At 67.4% G+C, this 21528-nt stretch carries 15 protein-coding genes; 11 read left to right on the forward strand and 4 right to left on the reverse strand.

What is annotated here, in order from left to right; translation table 11 throughout:
• The first annotated feature begins 824 nt into the window (after positions 1-824).
• Positions 825-4328, forward strand: a complete 3504-nt coding sequence (gene smc / locus AC1DR7_RS09530; RefSeq protein WP_478052779.1) for a chromosome segregation protein SMC — start codon at positions 825-827, stop codon at positions 4326-4328.
• Positions 4329-4371: 43 nt separating this feature from the next.
• Positions 4372-5118 (forward strand): cell division protein ZipA, encoded by a 747-nt coding sequence (zipA, locus tag AC1DR7_RS09535; protein WP_457320534.1) that lies wholly within the window; start codon positions 4372-4374, stop codon positions 5116-5118.
• 353 nt (positions 5119-5471) lie between these two features.
• Here zipA and AC1DR7_RS09540 read toward each other — a convergent pair whose 3' ends face one another.
• Both AC1DR7_RS09540 and AC1DR7_RS09545 read right to left on the reverse strand, forming a co-directional pair.
• Positions 5472-5927 carry an REP-associated tyrosine transposase gene (locus tag AC1DR7_RS09540; protein ID WP_478052532.1) on the reverse strand — a complete coding sequence of 152 codons (456 nt, stop codon included), beginning with the start codon at positions 5925-5927 and terminating at the stop codon, positions 5472-5474.
• 213 nt (positions 5928-6140) lie between these two features.
• Entirely contained in the window at positions 6141-7256 is a 1116-nt protein-coding gene (locus AC1DR7_RS09545) for a pyridoxal phosphate-dependent aminotransferase (protein ID WP_457321376.1), read from the reverse strand.
• A gap of 136 nt (positions 7257-7392) precedes the next feature.
• Here AC1DR7_RS09545 and ligA point away from each other — a divergent pair, with 136 nt between their 5' ends.
• The 8 genes from ligA (at position 7393) to AC1DR7_RS09585 (ending at position 19669) form a co-directional block, all read left to right on the forward strand.
• The gene (ligA, locus tag AC1DR7_RS09550) at positions 7393-9855 is read left to right on the forward strand and encodes an NAD-dependent DNA ligase LigA (RefSeq protein WP_478051595.1); all 2463 of its coding nucleotides are present in this window, start codon (positions 7393-7395) and stop codon (positions 9853-9855) included.
• Positions 9856-9867: 12 nt separating this feature from the next.
• Complete coding sequence (locus tag AC1DR7_RS09555) at positions 9868-10353, forward strand: GNAT family N-acetyltransferase (RefSeq protein WP_256774532.1); 486 nt, start codon at positions 9868-9870, stop codon at positions 10351-10353.
• Positions 10350-11294, forward strand: a complete 945-nt coding sequence (gene epmA / locus AC1DR7_RS09560; RefSeq protein WP_478051596.1) for an EF-P lysine aminoacylase EpmA — start codon at positions 10350-10352, stop codon at positions 11292-11294. Before AC1DR7_RS09555 ends, epmA begins: the two co-directional genes overlap by 4 nt.
• A 132-nt stretch (positions 11295-11426) precedes the next feature.
• Positions 11427-12179 carry a DUF3011 domain-containing protein gene (locus tag AC1DR7_RS09565; RefSeq protein WP_478076461.1) on the forward strand — a complete coding sequence of 251 codons (753 nt, stop codon included), beginning with the start codon at positions 11427-11429 and terminating at the stop codon, positions 12177-12179.
• A 44-nt stretch (positions 12180-12223) separates the two neighbouring features.
• The gene (gene mtnA, locus AC1DR7_RS09570; protein WP_457320846.1) at positions 12224-13285 is read left to right on the forward strand and encodes an S-methyl-5-thioribose-1-phosphate isomerase; all 1062 of its coding nucleotides are present in this window, start codon (positions 12224-12226) and stop codon (positions 13283-13285) included.
• Positions 13286-13632: 347 nt separating this feature from the next.
• Positions 13633-16356 (forward strand): DNA gyrase subunit A, encoded by a 2724-nt coding sequence (gene gyrA / locus AC1DR7_RS09575; protein WP_478052780.1) that lies wholly within the window; start codon positions 13633-13635, stop codon positions 16354-16356.
• A gap of 225 nt (positions 16357-16581) precedes the next feature.
• A complete protein-coding gene (locus tag AC1DR7_RS09580; RefSeq protein ID WP_478076462.1) occupies positions 16582-19098 on the forward strand; it encodes a membrane-bound PQQ-dependent dehydrogenase, glucose/quinate/shikimate family in 2517 nt (838 codons plus the stop codon).
• A 112-nt stretch (positions 19099-19210) separates the two neighbouring features.
• Positions 19211-19669 (forward strand): DUF4952 domain-containing protein, encoded by a 459-nt coding sequence (locus tag AC1DR7_RS09585; protein WP_457320279.1) that lies wholly within the window; start codon positions 19211-19213, stop codon positions 19667-19669.
• 7 nt (positions 19670-19676) lie between these two features.
• Here the strand turns inward: AC1DR7_RS09585 and AC1DR7_RS09590 are convergent, their stop codons facing one another.
• Together AC1DR7_RS09590 and AC1DR7_RS09595 are read right to left on the reverse strand one after the other, a co-directional pair.
• Complete coding sequence (locus AC1DR7_RS09590; RefSeq protein ID WP_457320281.1) at positions 19677-20069, reverse strand: DUF3037 domain-containing protein; 393 nt, start codon at positions 20067-20069, stop codon at positions 19677-19679.
• Positions 20047-20823 carry a HipA family kinase gene (locus tag AC1DR7_RS09595; RefSeq protein WP_457320284.1) on the reverse strand — a complete coding sequence of 259 codons (777 nt, stop codon included), beginning with the start codon at positions 20821-20823 and terminating at the stop codon, positions 20047-20049. The genes AC1DR7_RS09590 and AC1DR7_RS09595 overlap by 23 nt, the downstream gene beginning before the upstream one ends.
• Positions 20824-20971: 148 nt before the next feature.
• Between AC1DR7_RS09595 and AC1DR7_RS09600 the strand changes: the two genes are divergently transcribed.
• Entirely contained in the window at positions 20972-21454 is a 483-nt protein-coding gene (locus AC1DR7_RS09600; RefSeq protein WP_457320286.1) for a LuxR family transcriptional regulator, read from the forward strand.
• The last annotated feature ends 74 nt before the right edge of the window (positions 21455-21528 follow it).

A 21528-nucleotide genomic window follows, 5' to 3' on the forward strand; every position in this document is an offset into this window, starting at 1 on the left:
ATCCATGGGGGCTCGCGGGCGCCATCCATGGCGCCCGACGGTCCCGGCCAAGGCTACCCGCCACCCTCTTCAGGGGATATCGGTGCGGGCGGTTGGGGTGGGGTGGGGCAAGGGCGGGGGCGGGGGCAAAGGCAGGGGAAAAGGCAGGGGCCGGGGTGGTGGGAATTTGGTATGTGGGGTGGGGAAAGAGGGGAGGGGGTTTGAGGGAAGGGCAACGGCAGCCACGCATGGCGTAGCTCTACCCCTGCTCCTTTCTCTGCTTCCCTCCTTTCTCTACTTCCCCCTTACCTTCCTACCCCTTACCTCCTTACCTCCTTAGCCCCTTACCTCCTTAGCCCCTTAGCCCCTTAGCTCCCTAGCTCCCTAGCTCTTTAGCTCTTTAGCTCTTTACCTCCTTACCAAATTGCTCTCACAGGGTCGCAAGATGCATGCGCGCTTGGCTCTGCCGTTCCCATGGCCACCAGCCTTCTATCGGCGGGGTGGTATGGGTGGGGGCGCGGGACCGTCGGGCGCCATGGATGGCGCCCGCGAGCCCCCATGGATGGGTTYACGGCGTGTCCCGCGCCCCCACCCATACCGCCCCGCAATCGGCAGAAGCCAGTAACTGGCTTCGACTTCGGCTTCGGCTCTAAGGCTTCAAAGCCTTTACGCCTCTAAAAACCACCCCACCCCCGCCAAACACCGCCCCCGTTATACTCAGGCTATCGCGTCGCCCTTGGGGCCATTGAAACCCTGCAACATCAATGGCTTGAGGGTGGGAATCGCCCCGACATCCACCCTGGCGGGGGTCGCTTCAGGCCCTTGCCCCGGAAACCAACCACGCCATGCGTCTGTCCACGATCAAGCTGTCCGGTTTCAAATCCTTCGTCGACCCGACCACCCTGCACCTGCCGACCAACATGACCGGCGTGGTGGGCCCCAATGGCTGTGGCAAGTCCAACATCATCGACGCCGTGCGCTGGGTCATGGGCGAAAGCTCGGCCAGCCGCCTGCGCGGTGACTCGCTCACCGACGTCATCTTCTCCGGCTCCTCTGCGCGCAAGCCGGTCTCCCAGGCGACCGTCGAACTCATCTTCGACAACACCGACCACACCATCACCGGCGAGTACGCCTCGTTCAACGAGATATCGGTCAAGCGCCAAGTCAGCCGCGACGGCAGCAGCAACTATTATCTCAACGGCACCAAGTGCCGCCGCCGCGACATCACCGACCTGTTCCTCGGTACCGGCCTCGGCCCGCGCAGCTACTCCATCATCGAACAGGGCATGATCAGCCAGATCATCGAAGCCCGACCCGAAGACCTGCGCGTCTACCTGGAAGAAGCCGCCGGCATCTCCAAGTACAAGGAACGCCGCAAGGAAACCGAGACCCGCATCCGCCACACCCGCGAGAACCTCGACCGCCTCAACGACCTGCGCGAAGAAATCGGCAAGCAGCTTGAACACCTCAAGCGCCAGGCGCGCCAGGCCGAGCAGTACCAGGCCCTGCAGGAAGAGCGCAAGGTCAAGGATGCCGAGTGGAAGGCGCTTGAATTCCGTGGCCTGGACAAACGCCTGGGCGGCCTGCGCGAAGCGCTCTCGCAGGAAGAAACCCGCCTGCAGCAGCTGATCGCCGAACAGCGCGACGCCGAAGCCCGCATCGAAACCAGTCGCGTCCGCCGCGAAGAAGCGTCCGACGCGCTCAGTACCGCCCAGGCCGAGGTCTACCAGGTCGGCAGCACCTTGGCCCGGCTCGAACAGCAGATCCAGCACCAGCGCGAGATGTCCCAGCGCCTGCACAAGGCCCGCGACGAAACCCAGCAGGCGCTGGCCGAACTGGGCCACCACATCAGCGGCGATGAAGCCAAGCTGCAGGTGCTGCGCGAGTCGGTCGAACTGGCCGAGCCCCAGCTCGAACAGCTGCAGGAAGAAAACGAAATCAAGCAGGAAGCCCTGCGCGACGCCGAGGCCCGTCTGGCCGACTGGCAGGCGCGCTGGGAGGCCCACACCCGCAGTACCTCCGAGGCCTCGCGTGCCGGCGAAGTCGAACGCACCCGCGTGGACTACCTCGACCGCCAGGTGCTCGAAGCCGATCGCCGCCGCGAAGCGCTGGTCGCCGAACGTGCCGGGCTGGACCTGGATGCGCTGGCGCAGGTGTTCGAAAAACTGCAGCTTCAGCACGAAACCCAGAAGGCCGCGTTGGACGGCCTCAACGAGCAGGTCGAAGAACGCAAGCACGCCGTCGCCGGCCTGCAGGACCGCCAGCGCAGCGGCCAGTCCGAACTGGCCGACATCCGCAAGCAGGCGCAGGCCGCACGTGGTCGCCTGTCCTCGCTGGAAACCCTGCAGCAGGCCGCACTCGGGCAGGAGCAGGGCGCGGCGGTGGCATGGCTGAAGTCACGCGGGCTGGATTCCGGCGCACGCGTCGGCGAGCGGCTGAGCGTTGAAAGCGGGTGGGAAAACGCGGTGGAGAGCGCGCTTGGCCAGCTGATCGAAGGCGTGCTGGTCGATGCGCCCGAGCGCCTGGTCGGTGAACTGGCGGAACTCGGCGAGGGGCGCATCGCGCTGGTCTCCGATGCGCAGGACGCATTGCAGGTCGCACCGACCTCGCTGGCCGCCAAGGTGCAGGGGCCGACCGCGATCCGCCGGCTGCTGGCGCGCCTGCACGCTGCCGACGACCTCGACCAGGCGCGTGCGTTGCAGGCCACGCTGGGCGAGGGCGACTCGGTCATTACCCGCAGTGGCGAACGCCTGGGCGAAGGCTGGGTGCGCGTCTCGCGCTCCGGCGCGGCCAAGCAGGGCGCGCTGCTGCGCGAACGCGAGATCGTCACCCTGCGCGAGCAGATCGATACCCTGCAGGAGCGCGAAGCCGAACTGGAAGAGCGTCTGGCCGGCTTCCGTGACCAGCTGCTGGCCGGCGAACAGCAGCGCGAAGACGCGCAGCGCCAGCTTTACCTGGCCCACCGCAGCGTCTCCGAACTGGGTGGCCAGTTGCAGAGCCAGCAGGGCAAGGTCGAGGCCGCGCGTACCCGCATCGATCGCATCGAAGGCGAACTCTCGCAGTTGCTGGAAACCCTCGACGCCGGCCGCGAGCAGGTGCGCGAAGCGCGCTCGCGACTGGATGATGCGGTCAGCAGCATGGGCGATCTGGAATCGGTGCGGCACGCGCTGGAGGCCGAGCGCCGCCAGTTCACCGATGCACGCGACCAGGCCCGTGATGCGGCCCGCAACGTGCGCGACAGTGCGCACTCGCTGGCACTGACGCTGGAATCGCAGCGCACCCAGGTCAGTGCGTTGAGCCAGGCGCTGGAGCGGATGAGCACCCAGCGCGGGCAGCTCGATTCGCGCCTGGGCGAACTGCATTCGCAGCTCGATGACGGCGATTCACCGGTGCAGGCGCTGGAAGCCGAACACCAGAACGCGCTCGGCGAGCGCGTGCGTGCCGATCGTGTGCTGGCCGAAGCGCGCACCATGCTCGAAGGCATCGACGCCGAGCTGCGCACGTTCGAGCAGACCCGCCACCAGCGCGACGAACAGGCGTTGGCCCAGCGTGAGCGCATTTCCCAGCGCAAACTGGACCAGCAGGCGCTGGTGCTCAGTGCCGACCAGCTCACCGCATCGGTGGAAAAGGCCGGTTTCGTGCTGCAGGACGTCATCAACAGCCTGCCCGACGACGCCCGCATCACCGAGTGGGAGCAGGCCGTGCATCAGATCGACGGGCGCATGCGCCGGCTCGAGCCGGTCAACCTGGCGGCGATCCAGGAGTACGGCGAAGCCGCGCAGCGTTCGGACTACCTGGATGCGCAGAACACCGACCTGACCACCGCGCTGGAAACGCTGGAAGACGCCATCCGCAAGATCGACCGCGAAACCCGTGGCCGCTTCAAGGACACCTTCGACCGTGTCAATGCCGGCGTGCAGCAGCTCTATCCGCGTCTGTTCGGCGGCGGCCACGCCTATCTGGAGTTGACCGGTGAAGACCTTCTCGACACCGGTGTGGCCATCATGGCGCGCCCGCCGGGCAAGCGCGTGTCGAGTATCTCGTTGCTGTCCGGTGGCGAAAAGGCGATGACCGCGGTGGCGCTGGTGTTTGCGATCTTCCAGCTCAACCCGGCGCCGTTCTGCCTGCTGGACGAAGTGGACGCGCCGCTGGACGAAGCCAACGTCGGCCGCCTGGCCAATATGGTCAAGGAGATGAGTGAGAAAGTGCAGTTCCTGTTTGTCAGTCACAACAAGGCCACGATGGAAGCGGCGCACCAGTTGTCGGGCGTGACCATGCGTGAACCGGGCGTCAGTCGCCTGGTCAGCGTGGACCTTGAAGAAGCCGCACGATTGGCGGGCGCCGCCTGACGTGCCATGCTTATCTGAACGTATTTAGCCGGAGACCCCCCGAATGTCCGACATGGCACTGCTCCGCATCGGCATCCTGGCCGCCGGCCTGCTGTTGATCGCTGCGATCTTCCTGTTTGGCCGACCCAAGAAAAAATCCCAGGGCCGCCGCGTCGATGCGCCCGAGGGCAGCACCGGCCAGCGCCGTGAGCCCAGCCTGGGTGACGGCGACACCGGCGAGTCCGGCAGCGTCGGCGGCGTCGGCGGCGTCGGCGAAGATGGCGTGACCCAGGCCGAACTGGGGCTGCCGGATGTCGATGGCGCCGCCGCCAGCGATCTGGGCAAGCGCGCCAACCAGGATTTCGACAAGATCGTGTCGTTGTTCGTGGCCGCCCGCGCCGGCGAACAGCTGCGCGGCGAAGATATCGTGGTGGCCGCCGAGAAGACCGGCCTGGTGTTTGGCCACATGAACGTGTTCCACCGCCTGGTCGAAGGCCATCCCGAACGCGGTCCGATCTTCTCCATGGCCAGCATCATGAAGCCGGGCAGTTTCGACATGGCCAACATCCGCGAGATGGAAACCCCGGCGATCGCCTTCTTCCTGACCCTGCCGGCGCCGTTGACCGCGCTGGACGCCTGGGAAAAGATGCTGCCGACCGTGCAACGCATGGGCGAACTGCTGGACGGCGTGGTGCTCGATGACAGCCGCGCCACGCTCGGCCGCCAGCGTGTCGCGCACATCCGCGACGAACTGCGCGCCTACGACCGCCAGCACCAGGCCCCGCCGCTGACCAAGGCACCGCGCTGGTAAGGCGGGCCGGGTGTGGTGCAGCCGAGCATGGCTCGGCTCTACCGCGGGAAAGGCGGCGGCGCGCAACGACGGACGGTGGTGCAGCCGAGCGTGGCTCGGCTCTACCGCGGGAAAAGGGCGGCGGCGCGCAGCGGCGGACGGTGGTGCAGCCGGAGCATGGCTCGGCTCTACCCCGGGAAAGGCGGCGGCGCGCAACGACGGAAGGTGGTGCAGCCGAGCATGGCTCGGCTCTACCCCGGGAAGGGGCGGCGACGTGCAACGACGGACGGTGGTGCAGCCGAGCATGGCTCGGCTCTACCGCGGGAAGGGGCGGCGGACGGTTGAGCCGAGCCATGCTCGGCTGATTGTCCAGCTCATTCCTGCAATGGCCAGCGGCACCATGCATGGGGGTATTCCCCCAATCTGCCGACCAGTCCGGCTCGAACCGGATTGGCAGCGATATAAACCGCCTGCCGACGGAGCGATTCATCGCACCGCACCGCGTGGTCGAAGTATCCTGGCTGCCACAGCGACATTCCGCGTCCGAGCTGTTGGTTCAGCAGACGGCCGCTCCGGGATTTGAACATCTGCATACAGGTGGCAAGCGTCCCGCTGCGTAACTGGAACATCCAGTGCACATGGTCCGGCATCACCACCCACGCCAGTGAACACGTGCGTTTCGTTGCGTCGACAAATCGCAGGGCATCGATGATGACCGCGGCGTTGTCGGGTTCTTCGAAAAGTGGCGCTCTACCCAGCGTCACGGTGGTGACCGCATAGACCTGGGCGATTTCAGAGTGACGTCCAATCTGCAGTCGAGGGCTGGTCATCGCCACACGTTGCCCGTTTGGCAGTCGCGCGTTGATCGGCCTGGTGCCCGATCTGTTGTCGGACATCTGTGCGATGTCGTCTGGCGGTCAGCCGAGCATGGCTCGGCTCTACCCGTGGAGGGGGCGTCGCGGCGGCGATCCGCCGAGCATGGCTCGGCTCTACCTGCGCCACGCCCCAAGGTAGAGCCGAGCCATGCTCGGCTGCGTCTACCGTCAGGACGAAGCGCCCACCACCGCTGCGAACGCTTCGCGGAATCGCGCCATCTCACCCTCGGTGCCCACCGTCACCCGCACCCGCTGCGGCCAGATCGGCCAGCTGCGGCCGATGACCACGCCGCGTTCGGCCATCGCGGCGGTGAACGCGGTGCCGTCGCGCTTTACATCGACCACGAAACAATTCGCTTCGGACGGCACGCAACTGAAACCGCGCGCGCCCAGCCAGTCGATCGTGGCGCGGCGCACGCGCGTGTTCTCGGCCTTGCGTTCGGCCACCAGCGTCGGCGCGCGAAGGCTGGCCAGACCGGCCGCCAGCGCAGTCACCGGCAGCGGGTTGTCGCCCAGGCTGGCCAGTTCCTGCAACCGGTCCGGGTGCGCGGCGGCCACGCCCAGGCGCAGCCCCGCCATGCCGTACAATTTGGAGAAGGTGCGCAGCACGATGACATCGTCGCGCTGCATCACCTGGCCGATCACCGAGCGTTGCTCGCTGTACTGCAGGTAGGCTTCGTCGACCAGCACGCGGGTCTGCCGGGGCTTGTTGGCGAGCAGCCAGGCAATGTCCGCCGCCGGGGTGATCGAGCCGGTCGGGTTGTTGGGGTTGCACAGGTACAGCAGCCCGGCGTTGATCCGCGCTGCTGCGGCGGCCATCGCACGGACGTCGTGGGCACCGTCGTCGCGCAGCGGCACCTTGGCCACCGTTGCACCACGCGCGGCGGCCAGATCGCCGAGCGCTTCGAAGGTGGGGTCGGCCACCACCAGGCCGGCGCTGGACGAAGTCCACAATATCGCCGCCCGATTCAGTGGTTCGCTCGAACCCGGATACAGCCGCACCTGGTCCTTGCCCAGCCCTTCCTGCCGGGCAAGCACATCGCGCAGCTCGCCGGCCAGCGCGAACAGGTAACGGCCGCTGCCAGCGACGATATTGCGCGCGGCCGCCTGCGCCGCCGGTGCCGGGCCATACGGGCATTCGTTGAAGTTCAGCAGCACCGGGCCGGCCGCCGCTGCGGTGCGCGGGGTGGCAGCGGCTGCCGTGGACAGACCCAGCCCGGACAGGGCCAGGCCGGTGCCGGCCAGTTGCAGGAACGCACGGCGGGTAGGAGCGGGAGAGGTCACACGGCACCTGCGGGAAGGGACTTCGCGCACGCTAGCGCCGCTACCCGGCGGCGGCAAGCGTGCGGGGCCGTCATCCAGGGTGGCTGCCGGGGGCGGCAGGCCATAAAATCTACTGCCCCTTCAGGATGCTTCCCGCATGAGCCCCAGCCCCGCTGAACGTGCCGAGGCGCTGCGCCGACAGATCGACGACGCCGGCAAGGCCTACCACGAGCGCGACGAGCAGCTGATCCCGGATGCGGAGTACGACCGCCTGGTGCGTGAGCTGGAAGCGCTGGAGCTGGCCCATCCCGAGGTGGCCCGGGCCGATTCGCCGACCCAGCGCGTGGGCGGCAAGGCGTCCTCACGTTTTGCCGAGGTACGCCATGCGGTGCCGATGCTGTCGCTGGGCAATGCCTTCAGCGATGAGGAGGTGCAGGATTTCGTGCGCCGCATCGGCGAGCGCCTGCGCCGCGATGCGCTGTACTTCTCCGCCGAACCCAAGCTCGATGGCCTGGCGATCAGCCTGCGTTACGAGGACGGGCGTTTCGTGCAGGGCGCCACCCGTGGCGATGGCGCCACCGGTGAGGATGTCAGTGCCAACCTGCGCCAGATCGCGGTGATTCCACAGGTGCTTACCGGCGAGGGCTGGCCCGAGGTGCTGGAAGTGCGCGGCGAGGTCTACATGGCCCGCGCGGACTTCGAGGCCTACAACGCACAGGCCCGCCTGCATGACGGCAAGGTGCTGGCCAACCCGCGCAACGCCGCGGCCGGTTCGCTGCGCCAGCTCGACCCGAAAATGAGCGCACGGCGCAAGCTCAGCTTCTATGCCTATGGCACCGGCGAAGTGCAGGGCGGTGAACTGCCGCCCACGCATTCGGCCACGCTGGCGCAGCTGCGCGCGTGGGGGTTCCCGGTCAGCGACCTGTGCAGGGTGGTGGAGGGCAGCGACGGCCTGCTGGCGTACTACCGCGACATCGGCGAGCGCCGCGACGGCCTGGCCTTCGACATCGACGGCGTGGTCTACAAGCTGGACGATCGCGTGGGGCAGGAACAGATGGGCTTCGTCTCGCGTGCACCGCGATGGGCGATCGCGCACAAGTTCCCCGCGCAGGAACAGACCACCACGGTGGAGGCGATCGAAATCCAGATCGGCCGCACCGGCGCGGCCACCCCGGTGGCGCGTCTGAACCCGGTCGCGGTAGCCGGGGTGATCGTGTCCAACGCCACACTGCACAACGCCGACCAGATCGAGCGCCTGGACGTGCGCGTGGGCGACACGGTGATCGTGCGCCGCGCCGGCGATGTGATCCCCGAAGTGGTCAGCGTGATCGCCGACCGCCGTCCGGCCGGCACCACGCCATGGCGCATGCCCAGCCACTGCCCGGTGTGCGGTTCGGAGATCGTGCGCGAGGAGGATGCGGCCGCGTGGCGCTGCTCGGGCGAGTTGAGCTGCCCGGCGCAGCGCAAGGAAGCGATCGCGCACTTCGCCTCACGCCGCGCGATGGATATCGACGGCCTCGGCGGCAAGTACATCGAAACCCTGGTCGACGCCGGCATCGTGCGCGGCGTGGCCGACCTGTACCGGATCACCCGCGACCAGCTGCTGCAGCTCAAGCTGGTGCTCGATGCCGAATCGCCGGACGCGCTGGCCGCGCAGATCGGCCTGCACCTGCCGCCGGAAGGCAGTGGCCACTACCTGCGCAGCATTCTGCAGCTGGACGGCAATGACGAGGGCTGGCGCGCGCGTGCGCTGGCGATGCCGGCGGCGTTCACCTGGAACACGAAGAAGATCGCCACCAAGTGGGCCGACAACCTGATCGCTGCGATCGACGCCAGCCGCGACACCACGCTGGAGCGCCTGCTGTTCGCGCTCGGCATCGAGCATGTTGGCGAAAGCACCGCCAAGGCACTGGCGATCTGGTTCGGCGATCTGGAGCTGATCCGCCACCTGCCGTGGCCGCTGTTCAAGCGCGTGCCGGATATCGGCGGCGAAGTGGCGCGCTCGCTCGGCCACTTCTTTGAACAGCCCGGCAACCAGGAGGCGATTGATGCCCTGCTGAAGGTTGGCCAGGTGCGCATCGGCGACACCCATCCGCCGTCGGCGAAATTGCGTGACGGACTGGATTTTGCCCAACTGCTGGTCGAGGCCGAGATCCCCGGCATCACCCGCCTGCGCGCTGAAAAGCTGGCCAGCATGCTGCCCGATGCCGCCGCGGTGCTGGACGCCGAACCGGTCCGCTTCGTCGCCGCCGGGCTGCCCAACGAGGTGGCCCTCGGTCTTGCCGATTGGCTGGATCGCGAGGGCCATGGTCCGATGCTGCTCAAAGCCGAGCAGTACCGCCAGCAGCTGCTGGCGCGCGCGCCGGAACAGGCCGAACAGGCCGCCGGCCCGCTCGACGGGCAGACCGTGGTGCTGACCGGCACGCTGTCGCAGATGACCCGTGACGAGGCCAAGGCGCGGTTGGAAGCGCTGGGCGCCAAGGTCGCCGGCAGCGTATCGAAGAAGACCGCCTTCGTGGTGGCCGGCACCGAAGCCGGATCCAAGTTGACCAAGGCCGAAGAACTGGGCATCGATGTGTGGGACGAAGACCGTCTGGTCGCCTTCCTCGCACAGCACTGAGAGAGAGACCGCATGCAGACCGCACCCCTGGACTTCCGCGTGGCCACCGTCGCCGACACCGAACTGCTGATCGGATTGATGCGCGCTTTCTACGCCGAGGACAAACTGGACTTCGACAATGCGCGCGTGCGCCGCGCGCTGGCCGCCCTGCTGGAAGACCCGCGCAACGGTGAAGTGCTGTTGTGGCTGTCCGAAGACGGCAGCGTGGTGGGCTATGCCGCGCTGGCGATGGGGTTCAGCCTGGAGCAGGGCGGTCATTTCGCGCTGCTGGACGAGCTGTATCTCAGCCATGCCGCGCGCGGTCGTGGCCGTGGCAAGCAGGCCCTGGCCGTGCTCGAGCAACGTGCCAACGCGCGCGGCGTGGAGCGCATGCGGTTGGAAGTGAACCACCACAACGAACTGGCGCGGCGGCTGTACCTGGCCACCGGCTACGTCGATGACACCCGCGATCTGCTGACCCTGCCGCTGGCCGAGCGGCTCAAGGACGCGCGCGCATGATCGCCGCGCTGCGCCAGCGGGCCGCGCTCAACGCGCTCATCCGCGCATTCTTCGCCGAACGCGACGTGCTCGAAGTGGAAACCCCGATACTGTCGGCGGCCGGCAACACCGAACCGAACATCGACAGCTTCCACACCCGTTTCAGCGGTCATGTCGATGCCGGCAGTGCGCAGCGCTGGCTGCGCACCTCACCCGAGTACCCGCTCAAACGCCTGCTCGCCGCCGGTGTGGGCGACTGCTACGAACTGGGCCGGGTGTTCCGCAACGGCGAGGCCGGTGGCCGCCACAATCCCGAGTTCACCCTGCTGGAGTGGTACCGGGTCGGTTGGGACCATCATCGCCTGATCGAAGAAACCGCCGCGCTGGTCCGCGCCGCGCTGGGCCTGGTGCAGCGCACCGCCACGCTGCGCGTCATCGACTATCGCGGCCTCTACCAGCAGGCGTTGGAGATTGACCCCTTCGATGCGAGCCTGGAACAGTTGCAGGCCCCGCTGGCGGACATCCGCATCGACGCCGACGGACTTACCCGCGACGACTGGCTGGACCTGTTGATGACCCACTGCATCCAACCGGGCTTCGATGACGACACGATGACGGTCGTACATGACTGGCCGGCGAGCCAGGCGGCGTTGGCGCGCGTTCGGCCGGGCAGGCCACCGTTGGCCGAACGTTTCGAGCTCTACCTGGGCGCGGTGGAACTGGCCAACGGCTATCACGAGCTGAACGATGCAGCTGAACAACGTGCGCGCTTCGAGCGCGACCTGGCCACCCGTCGTACGCGGGGCGACGTGCTGCCGCCCTTGGACGAACCACTGCTGGCCGCGTTGCCCGGGCTCCCCGATTGCGCGGGCGTGGCGGTCGGCGTTGACCGCTTGTTGATGGCGCTGAACCGCACCCTTCGGATTGCTGATGTACTGGCCATCGACTTCGCGCATGCCTGAACGGCTAGGCAGGCCATTGGCGGCATTTTTCGACGCACGGGTGTCTTGCGCGTCCTGCATGATGATGCTCTGATCACACTGCATGACCCAAGCTGGTCATGTGATCGTTCATGTGCGGCGGGGACTGTGTTGATGAAGCTGTTGGACGTTGCGGACCTGCCGCTGTGGAGCGCGCCACGCTGGACGTGGACGTGGTGGACGTTGGTGTTGTGCAGCGCGGTGCTGCCGGTGACTGCGGCCAGTGCCGCCGAGACCGGGTATGCCGGCCAGGTGGTGCGCTGCCAGTCGCGCGACATGGAGTGGGTGCACTGCGACATGCCCGTCGCCAACGGCGTCGATCTGGTTCGCCAGTTGTCCAACAACAGCTGCATCCGCGGCACCGAATGGGGCACCGACCGCTCCGGCGTGTGGGTGACCCTGGGCTGCCGTGCCGAGTTCCGCAGCCGCGTGGCGGGCAGCAGCGCCGAGACCGGTGATCGCAAAGTGCGCCGCGTACTGCGCTGCGAATCCAACGGACGCCCGCAGAACTGCCCGGTAGTGCTGCAGGGCGCGCCGGTACGCCTGCTGCGGCAGTTGTCATCGATGCCGTGCCGCGAAGGCCACAGCTGGGGCGTGCGCCGCAATGAAGTGTGGGTGACGCGCGGTTGCCAGGGCGACTTCGAAGTGGGCGCCACCGATGGCTCGGGCTTCCTGGACATGYCGCGCACCCTCGTATGCGAGTCCAAGTCGCGCCAGCGCCGCTTCTGCGGGGCCACCATCAGCAAGGGGGTGCGGCTGTCCAAGCAGTTGTCCGGCAGCGCCTGCGAAGAAGGTCGCGGCTGGGGCTGGGACGCGCGCGGGGTGTGGGTCGACAACGGCTGCCGGGCCGAGTTCCAGGTCAACTGAGCCGCCGAGATGGCGGTAAGCGGGCGCCCCGCTACAATGATGCGATGAACGCATCCACCGACATCGACTACGCCCGTTACGACCACATCCGCCCGATCCTGTGGACCGGCGATTCCCTGCAACTGCTGGACCAGCGCAAGCTGCCGTTCGTGGTGGAGCACGTGGAATGCCGCGACAGCGACGCGGTGGCCGAAGCCATCCACGCCCTGACCGTGCGCGGCGCGCCGGCGATCGGTATCGCCGCGGCGTGGGGCGTGGTGCTGGCGGCAGGAACCGTGCAGGCCGATGACGGCGCCCAGGCGCTGGCCAAGCTGGAACCGGCGCTGCAGCGCCTCAATGCCTCGCGCCCGACCGCGGTCAACCTGGCCTGGGCACTGGCGCGTATGCGTCGCGCATTGGCCCCGGCCGGCGCGGACTGGCAGCAGGTGCTGGCCAACGAAGCCCAGGCCATCGCCGAAGAAGACCTGGCCGCCAACCGCCACATGGGCGCGCTCGGTGCCGGCCTGATCGAGGCCGGCAGCGGCGTGCTGACCCACTGCAATACCGGCTCGCTGGCCACCGCCGGGTTCGGCACCGCGCTGGGCGTGATCCGTGCCGGCATGGCCCAGCACCGCATCGCCAAGGTCTTCGCCGGCGAGACCCGGCCGTGGCTGCAGGGCGCGCGCCTGACGGTGTGGGAGCTGCAGCAGGACGGCATCGACGCCACCCTGATCGCCGACTCGGCCGCCTCGCACCTGATGAAGACCGGCGCGGTGCAGTGGGTGATCGTCGGCGCCGACCGGATCTGTGCCAACGGCGATACCGCCAACAAGATCGGCACCTACCAGCTGGCCATTGCCGCCCGTCACCACGGGGTAAAGTTCATGGTGGTGGCGCCGTCCTCCACGGTGGACATGGACACCGCCGACGGCGACCAGATCGAGATCGAACAGCGCGACCCGGGCGAGCTGTACGGGGTAGGGGGCACGCGCACCGTGGCCGAGGGCATCGCCGCCTGGAACCCGGTGTTCGACGTCACCCCGGGCAGCCTGATCGATGCCATCGTGACCGAGCGCGGGGTCATCCTGAGCCCGAACACGACGAACATGCGCGCCGCGTTCGCCTGAGCAGCCCCTCCGGCTGCGCCGCATGCGGGGGTGTGCCGGTTGCCGGTCGGCGCGCCATGAGCCGCCGGCCRGSGCCAATTGCTGGCCCATTCCCGGTAGTGCCGGCCGCTGGCCGGCTCCACGCACACCCCGAACGGTGCGCGGTCCGGAAGGGCGGCTTCCTCCCCGGGTGCCCAGAACCGCGCAACGCCCGCGTAAGTTCCTGATTCTTGCCGGTAAAACCCCCGCAAAAGCCGGCGGAAAACGGYCCGTTGTGGTAGAATCCAACGGTTAATCGAGATTCCGACGCGGCCGCCCCGAAAGGGCTGGCGCGGCGGACTGGACCGCACCCAGACAACGGAACCCGAATGGCAGAAACCGCCAAGGAAATCATCCAGGTCAACCTGGAAGACGAGATGCGCAAGAGTTACCTCGACTACGCGATGAGCGTGATCGTGGGCCGCGCACTCCCGGATGCGCGCGATGGCCTCAAGCCGGTGCATCGTCGCGTGCTGTTTGCGATGAGTGAACTCAACGCGCACGCCAACAAGCCTTACTTCAAGTCGGCGCGTATCGTCGGTGACGTCATCGGTAAGTACCACCCGCATGGCGACCAGTCGGTGTATGACACCCTGGTGCGCCTGGCGCAGCCGTTCTCGCTGCGCTACATGCTGGTCGATGGCCAGGGTAACTTCGGTTCGGTCGACGGCGACTCCGCCGCTGCGATGCGATACACCGAAGCGCGCATGTCGCGGCTCACCCATGAGCTGATGGCCGACCTGGACAAGGAAACCGTCGATTTCCAGCCCAACTACGACGAAAAGGAACTGGAGCCGACGGTCATGCCGACCCGGTTCCCGAACCTGCTGGTCAACGGTTCGGCCGGTATCGCGGTGGGCATGGCCACCAACATCCCGCCGCACAACCTGACCGAGTCGATCAACGCCTGCATCGCGCTGATCGACAACCCCGAGATCGACGTCGACGGCCTGATGGAGTACATCCCGGGCCCGGACTTCCCGACCGCGGGCATCATCAACGGGACCGCCGGCATCGTGGCCGGTTACCGGACCGGGCGTGGCCGGGTGCGCATCCGCGCCAAGGCCGAGGTCGAAGTGGCCGACAACGGCCGCGAATCGATCATCGTCACCGAGATCCCGTACCAGGTGAACAAGGCCCGGTTGATCGAGAAGATCGCCGAGCTGGTCAAGGAAAAGAAGCTCGAAGGCATCAGCGAGCTGCGCGATGAGTCCGACAAGGACGGCATGCGCATCTTCATCGAGATCAAGCGCGGCGAGTCGGCGGAAGTTGTGTTGAACAACCTCTACCAGCAGACCCAGATGGAGTCGGTGTTCGGCATCAACATGGTGGCGCTGGTCGATGGCCGCCCGCAGTTGATGAACCTCAAGCAGATGCTCGAGGCGTTCGTTCGCCACCGCCGCGAAGTGGTTACCCGGCGCACCGTGTTCGAGCTGCGCAAGGCGCGTGCCCGTGCGCACGTGCTGGAAGGCCTGACCGTCGCGCTGGCCAACATCGACGAGATGATCGAACTGATCAAGACCTCGCCCAACCCCACCGAGGCGCGCGAACGCATGCTCGCCCGTCTGTGGGAACCGGGCCTGGTCGGGTCGATGCTCGGTGCCGCCGGTGCCGAAGCCTCGCGTCCGGATGACCTGCCCAAGGGCGTGGGCCTGATCGAAGGCGGCTACCGGCTGACCGAAATCCAGGCCACCCAGATCCTGGAAATGCGCCTGCACCGCCTCACCGGGCTGGAGCAGGAGCGCCTGACCGATGAGTACAAGCTGCTGCTGGAAACCATCGCCGGGCTGATTCACATCCTGGAAGATCCGGATCGCCTGCTGCAGGTGATCCGCGAAGAGCTGATCAACGTGCGGACCGAGTTCGGCGACGAGCGCCGCACCGAAATCCGCCACAGCGAAGAAGACCTGGACATCCTCGACCTGATCGCCCCGGAAGACGTGGTGGTCACGCTGTCGCATGCCGGCTACGTCAAGCGCCAGCCGGTCAGTGCCTACCGCGCACAGCGTCGCGGTGGCCGTGGCCGCAGCGCGGCGTCGACCAAGGAAGAGGATTTCATCGAGCAGTTGTGGCTGGTCAACACCCACGACACCCTGCTGACCTTCACCAGCGCCGGCAAGGTGTTCTGGCTGCCGGTCCATCAGTTGCCCGAAGCCGGTTCCAACGCGCGTGGCCGTCCGATCATCAACTGGATTCCGCTGGAACCCGGTGAGCGGGTGCAGGCAGTGCTGCCGGTGCGCGAGTACGCCGAACGCCAGTTCGTGTTCTTCGCTACCCGCAACGGCACGGTCAAGAAGACCCCGCTCAGCGAGTTCGCCTTCCGCCTGGCGCGCGGCAAGATCGCGATCAACCTGGACGAAGGCGATGCGCTGGTCGGCGTTGGCATGACCGATGGCGACCGCGACATCCTGCTGTTCGCCTCCAACGGCAAGACCGTGCGCTTTGCCGAGGACAAGGTCCGCTCGATGGGCCGTACCGCCACCGGCGTGCGCGGCATCAAGATGGCCAAGGGCGAGGAAGTGGTCAGCCTGATCGTGGCCGAGAGTGCCGGCGGCAACGAGGACGAGACCGAGGATGACGGCAACGTCGAAGACGTCGTGATCGAAAACGGCGACGCCGTGATCGAGAACGGTGCCGATGACGACAGCGTGCTGTACATCCTCACCGCCACCGAAAACGGCTACGGCAAGCGCACCCCGCTGCCGGATTACCCGCGCAAGGGCCGTGGCACGCAGGGCGTGATCGGCATCCAGACCACCGAGCGCAACGGCAAGCTGGTCAGCGCGGTGCTGATGGGCGCGGCCGACGAAGTGCTGTTGATCTCCGACGGCGGCACCCTGGTGCGTACCCGTGGTTCGGAAATCAGCCGCGTGGGCCGTAACACCCAGGGCGTGACCCTGATCCGTCTGTCCAAGGACGAGAAGCTCCAGGCGGTCGAACGCATGGATGCCTCGATCGAAGACGACGAGGCGGTGGTGGATGGGGTGGCGGCCGTGGCCGACGTCGCGCCGGATACCGCAGCGCCGACCAGCGACGAGACGCCGCAGGGCTGATCTTCGCCAACAGCGCAGTGCCACGACGACGCCGGCCTTGTGCCGGCGTCGTCATGTGCGGCGGTTGTGGCCCGCAGGTTGCCGATCATGGCGGCCTGCTGAAAGAACGCATGCACTTCACGGCGACGGTGGGATAACGGCTCCCGAACCAGCGGACAACTGCGTCCGCGATGGCATTCCACCAATGGCCGGGCCCCGTCCCGGCCGCCTTGATTGGAGACCACGATGTCCGCCTCCGCCGTCACACCCCCCGAACCGACCGCCACTGTCCGGCGCACGCGCCACGGACTGATCACTCTCCTGTCGATCGTGCTGGTCCTGCTTGGCCTGGTGCTGGGCGGTCTGGGCGCGTGGCTGGCCGGCCTCGGCGGCTCCTGGTACTACGTGCTGGCCGGTATCGGGCTGCTGGTGTCCGGCGTGCTGCTGTGGGGCAATCGGCGTGCCGGCGCGCTGTGGTTCGGCCTGGTCTTCCTAGGTACGCTGCTGTGGACATGGTGGGAATCCGGCGGYGATTACTGGCGCTGGGTGCCGCGGCTGGGCCTGATCGTCGGCATCGGTTTCGTGCTGTCGCTGCTGCTGCCCACGCTGGACCGCCCGGTATCGCGCAAACTGTCGCGCAGCCTCGCCGGTGTGCTGGCGGTGGTGTTCGTGGCGGCGTTCGTGCTGGCCTTCGTGCCCCACGGCATCACCGCCGCCGAGGGCGACTTCCCCGATGCGATGACCAGCACCGGGCTGGCGCCCACATCTGATGCGCCACTGCAACCGGCCGACAAGCCGGCTGACGGCGACTGGGCGGCGTACGGTCGCAACAACGCCGCCACCCGGTTCTCGCCGCTGCAGCAGATCACCCCGGACAACGTAGGCAAGCTCGAGCAGGCCTGGCTGTTCCGCACCGGCGACCTGCCCGAAAAGCGCTGGGGCGCGGAGACCACGCCGCTCAAGGTCGGTGACAGCCTGTACCTGTGCACCGCGCGCAACCAGCTGGTGGCGCTCAATGCCGCCGACGGCACCGAGCGCTGGCGCTTCGACCCGAAGATCAAAGACAAGTCGATTCCGTACACGGCCGCGTGCCGTGGCGTGTCGTACTACGAGGTGCCGGCCACCGCACAGGCCAGCGCCGATGCCGACGTCGCCGCCGACCTGGCCAATGCCGCACCAGGCGTACCGGTGCTTACCCAATTGCCGCGCGGTGCCTGCTCGGCGCGCATCATCGAAGGCACCCTCGATGGCCGCCTGATCGCGGTGGATGCCGCCACCGGCAAGCCATGCGCCGGCTTCGGCAACAACGGCCAGGTCGACATCACCCTGGGCATGGGCGACAGCCCGGCCGGCTATGTGTCCATCACCTCACCGCCGGCAATCGTGCAGGGCGTGATCGTCACCGGCCACCAGGTGCTCGATGGCCAGCGTCGCGATGCGCCGTCCGGCGTGATCCAGGCCTATGACGCCGTCACCGGCAAGCTGCGCTGGGCGTGGGACATGGACCAGCCGGAACTGACCGGCCTGCCCGCGCAGGGCAAGACCTACACGCGCGGTACGCCGAACATGTGGACCACCGCCACCGGCGATGACCAGCTTGGCCTGGTCTACCTGCCGATGGGCAATTCGGCCGGCGATTACTGGAGTGGCTCGCGCACCGAAAACCAGAACAAGTACGCCACCTCGCTGGTGGCCATCGACGTCAACACCGGCAAGCCGGTCTGGCATTTCCAGGCCGTGCGCAAGGACGTGTGGGACTACGACATGGGCTCGCAGGCAACCCTGATCGATTACCCGACCGCCGCCGGCAAGGTGCCCGCGCTGCTGCTGCCGACCAAGCAGGGCGACATGTACGTGCTCGACCGCCGCACCGGCCAGCTGCTGACCCCGGCCGAGGAGCGCAAGGTGCCCACCGGCGGCGTCGAACCCGACCAGCGCTCGCCGACCCAGCTGTTCTCGCTGTACCACACGCTGCGCAAGCCGGACCTTACCGAGCGTGACATGTGGGGTATCACCCCGATCGACCAGCTGGTGTGCCGCATCCAGTTCCGCAAGGCCAGCTACCAGGGGTTCTATACCCCGCCGGAAGCCGATCGTCATTCCATCGAATACCCCGGCTACAACGGGGGGTCGGACTGGGGCAGCGTCGCGGTCGATCCGCGACGCGGGGTGATCGTGGCCAATTACAACGACATGCCCAACTACAACCTGCTGGTGCCCCGCGCCAAGGCCGACAAGCTGGGCTGGGTGCCGCGCGAGGATGTGCGCGCCGACAAGGGCGGTGCCGAAGGCGCGGGCGATCCGCAGATCGGCACGCCGTATGCCATCGACGTCAACGCCGGTTGGCGCCTGCCGTTCACCAAACTGCTCTGCAAGCAGCCGCCCTACGGTGGCATCCGCGCGGTCGACCTGCGCACCGGCAAGACCCTGTGGGACCGACCGTTCGGCAGCGCGCGCGGCAACGGGCCGTTCGGCATCCGTTCCGGTCTGCCGATCGAGATCGGCACGCCCAACAACGGCGGTTCGGTGGTCACCGCCAGCGGCCTGATCTTCATCGCGGCGGCCACCGATGACCTGCTGCGCGCCATCGACCTGAAGACCGGCAAGGAACTGTGGCACGCCAAGCTGCCGGCCGGCGGCCAGGCCAACCCGATGATCTACRCATTCGGCGGACGCCAGTACGTGGTGATCATGGCTGGCGGGCATCACTTCATGGAAACCCCGGCGGGCGATTACGTGATTGCCTACGCGTTGCCGAAGTAAGTGATAAGGGCAGGAGTGACCGTATCGATTACGATGCGGTCACTTCACGCTATCGCCAACGACCATGAGCACGACCAGCGCCGCGCGTTGTCTACTGGGATCCCTGTGGTGCGTGCTGGCACTCACCGTTGACGCCGCCGCCAGCGCTCGGACGTCGGCCGAGGCATTGGCCGACTGGGAAGCGAACGGCCGCCTCGAGGGCCTGGCGCGACCCGATGCGGTCTGCCAGGATTTTCTGCAGACCATCGGACGCAAGCCCGACACCGTCGAGTATCTCGGCTGCGACCAGGACGACGCGTCCTACCTGCAGCCGATGACGGCCCACTACCGGGTCAGCGGCGCGTCCGCGGCGGAGGTTGAAACCTACCTGCAGCAGACCTTCGGCATGCCCGCGCTGAGCTATCTGTGCTGCGGCTGGAGCAGTGGCGCGCCTTACGTCTGGCGCGCAGGGACGGGCAGCGTGGCCTATGAAATCGGGATGGGCGTGGAATCGTTGCATTATCCGCGCGAGCAGTGGACGCAGATTCCCCGCTTCGACATCCGCGTGGGCGTCACAAGGAAAAGCCCCTGATATCCAGCTAGCGCGGCACCCGCACCATCCGGTTGAGCAGGTGCTCCACCACGCCAGGCGGGTCCGCGGTGCGGCCCACGTGCGTGCTGGACATCTGCACCACCGAGCTGCGCTTGGCGGTGAGGAAGTGGAAGCGCGCACGCGCCGGCAGCTGTGCGATCGGGCCGGCACCGACATCGCCCCGGCAGATCGCCACGATCGCATCCAGCCACGGCTGCAGCGCGTCCAGATCCAGCGCCGGCGCAAAGGCGTGCAGGCGTGCCGGATCAATCTCGATCGCGGCCTCAAGATGCTTCGCCCCGGGGCACGACACGATGACTCCGACGTTGATGAACTCCTCGCGTTCGACGCGGGGCACCACGCGGATCACCGCATAGTCATAGGTGTGCAGCGTGGGCACGGACGGCCTCCTGGACGAAGACGGCACGCACCTGCAGGCGGCGCTTGAGATAGGTGATGTAGGCCTGGCGATACGCCGCCGGGCTGTCGAACAACGGCTCATCCACCAGCCAGCTGTCCGGCACCAGCGCGACGATGCGCTCGATCTCCGCATCGGGCAGCAAGGCGGCGAGCGTGGCATCCACCTCGGCGATCTTCGTCGCGAACGGCAGCAGCACGTGGTCGCGGATCAGCACGAAGGGCTTCTCGCAGGCATCGCCGGCAGTGGCCCAGTCGTGATGGAAGTACATCGCCGCACCGTGGTCGATCAGATACAGCTTGCGGTGCCAGACCATCAGGTTCGGGTTGCGCGCGGTGCGGTCCACGTTGCTGGTGAGGGCATCGAACCATACGATGCGCGAGGCCAGGTCGGCGTCCAGCGGCATCGCGGCCGGATCGTAGTTGATCGCGCCGGGCAGGTAGTCGCTGCCCAGGTTGAGGCCCTCGCTGGCGCGGATCAGGTCCTGGATCTCCGGATCCGGCTCGGTGCGGGCAAACTCGCGGTCCAGCTCGACGAACACGATCTCCGGGATCGGCAGCCCCACGCTGCGTGCCATCTCCCCGGCGATCAGCTCGGCGATCAGCGCCTTGGGACCTTGCCCAGCGCCACGGAACTTGAGCACCACCATGCCCTCGTCGTCGGTCTCGACAACGGCGGGCAGGGAGCCGCCTTCGCGGAGTGGGGTGATGTAGCGCAGGGCGTGCACGGTTCGCACGGGGCATATCCAGCAGGAAAGGAAGAAAGGGTACCGCAAGCGGCTGCTTGCCGGACTTTGCGGCGGCGGGAATCGTGCGGCGCGTCTTGACCTGCCCCCTGGTGGGGTCTAGAAGGCAGGGGTCAACCCGGCTCGCGACAGAGGTCATATGAAGAGGATCATCGCCGCATCGCTCGCACTGGTGCTGCTGCAGGCACCCTCGACATCTGCCGCGCCCCGGGCGGGTTCACCCCTGGCAGGGCGCTGGACGCTGGATGTAGCAACGTTGCCGATGCCGGCGGATGCCCGCCCGCAGAGCGTCAGCCTGGAGTTCGCGGAAGTGCCCGGCGGCAAATGGTCCTCGCGTGTCGCCATCGTCGAGCACAGCGGCAACCGACTGGAGGCCAGCTCGACCATGGCGCTGGACGGCACGCCGGCCCCGGCCACCGGCACTTATGCGGTGGACCGCGTGGCGGGAAAGATGCCGGCCCCCGGGGTGCTGGTGGTGCAGTTCATCTACCAGAACATTCCGCGCTCCACCCGCGTGTACACCGTCAGCGCCGACGGCAAGGTCCTGACTGAAACCGAGGCCTATTTCCGGGACGGTCAGCCGGTGCTGCGTACGGCACATTTCGATCGCGTCAGGGAGTGATGGCTTGCTCAGCCGTGGCGACCTGACGGCCCCCGTTTCGGGCGTATTGGCAAGCCGTGGCCGGCATGCGATCT

The sequence above is a fragment of the Stenotrophomonas sp. P5_A9 genome, from assembly GCF_056400525.1.

Excerpts from the sequence above, each read along its gene's own strand:
- smc (WP_478052779.1), top strand. The coding sequence starts at position 825 with ATGCGTCTGTCCACGATCAAGCTGTCCGGTTTCAAATCCTTCGTCGAC.
- zipA (WP_457320534.1), top strand. The coding sequence starts at position 4,372 with ATGTCCGACATGGCACTGCTCCGCATCGGCATCCTGGCCGCCGGCCTG.
- AC1DR7_RS09540 (WP_478052532.1), bottom strand. The coding sequence starts at position 5,927 with ATGACCAGCCCTCGACTGCAGATTGGACGTCACTCTGAAATCGCCCAG.
- ligA (WP_478051595.1), top strand. The coding sequence starts at position 7,393 with ATGAGCCCCAGCCCCGCTGAACGTGCCGAGGCGCTGCGCCGACAGATC.
- AC1DR7_RS09555 (WP_256774532.1), top strand. The coding sequence starts at position 9,868 with ATGCAGACCGCACCCCTGGACTTCCGCGTGGCCACCGTCGCCGACACC.
- epmA (WP_478051596.1), top strand. The coding sequence starts at position 10,350 with ATGATCGCCGCGCTGCGCCAGCGGGCCGCGCTCAACGCGCTCATCCGC.
- mtnA (WP_457320846.1), top strand. The coding sequence starts at position 12,224 with ATGAACGCATCCACCGACATCGACTACGCCCGTTACGACCACATCCGC.
- gyrA (WP_478052780.1), top strand. The coding sequence starts at position 13,633 with ATGGCAGAAACCGCCAAGGAAATCATCCAGGTCAACCTGGAAGACGAG.
- AC1DR7_RS09600 (WP_457320286.1), top strand. The coding sequence starts at position 20,972 with ATGAAGAGGATCATCGCCGCATCGCTCGCACTGGTGCTGCTGCAGGCA.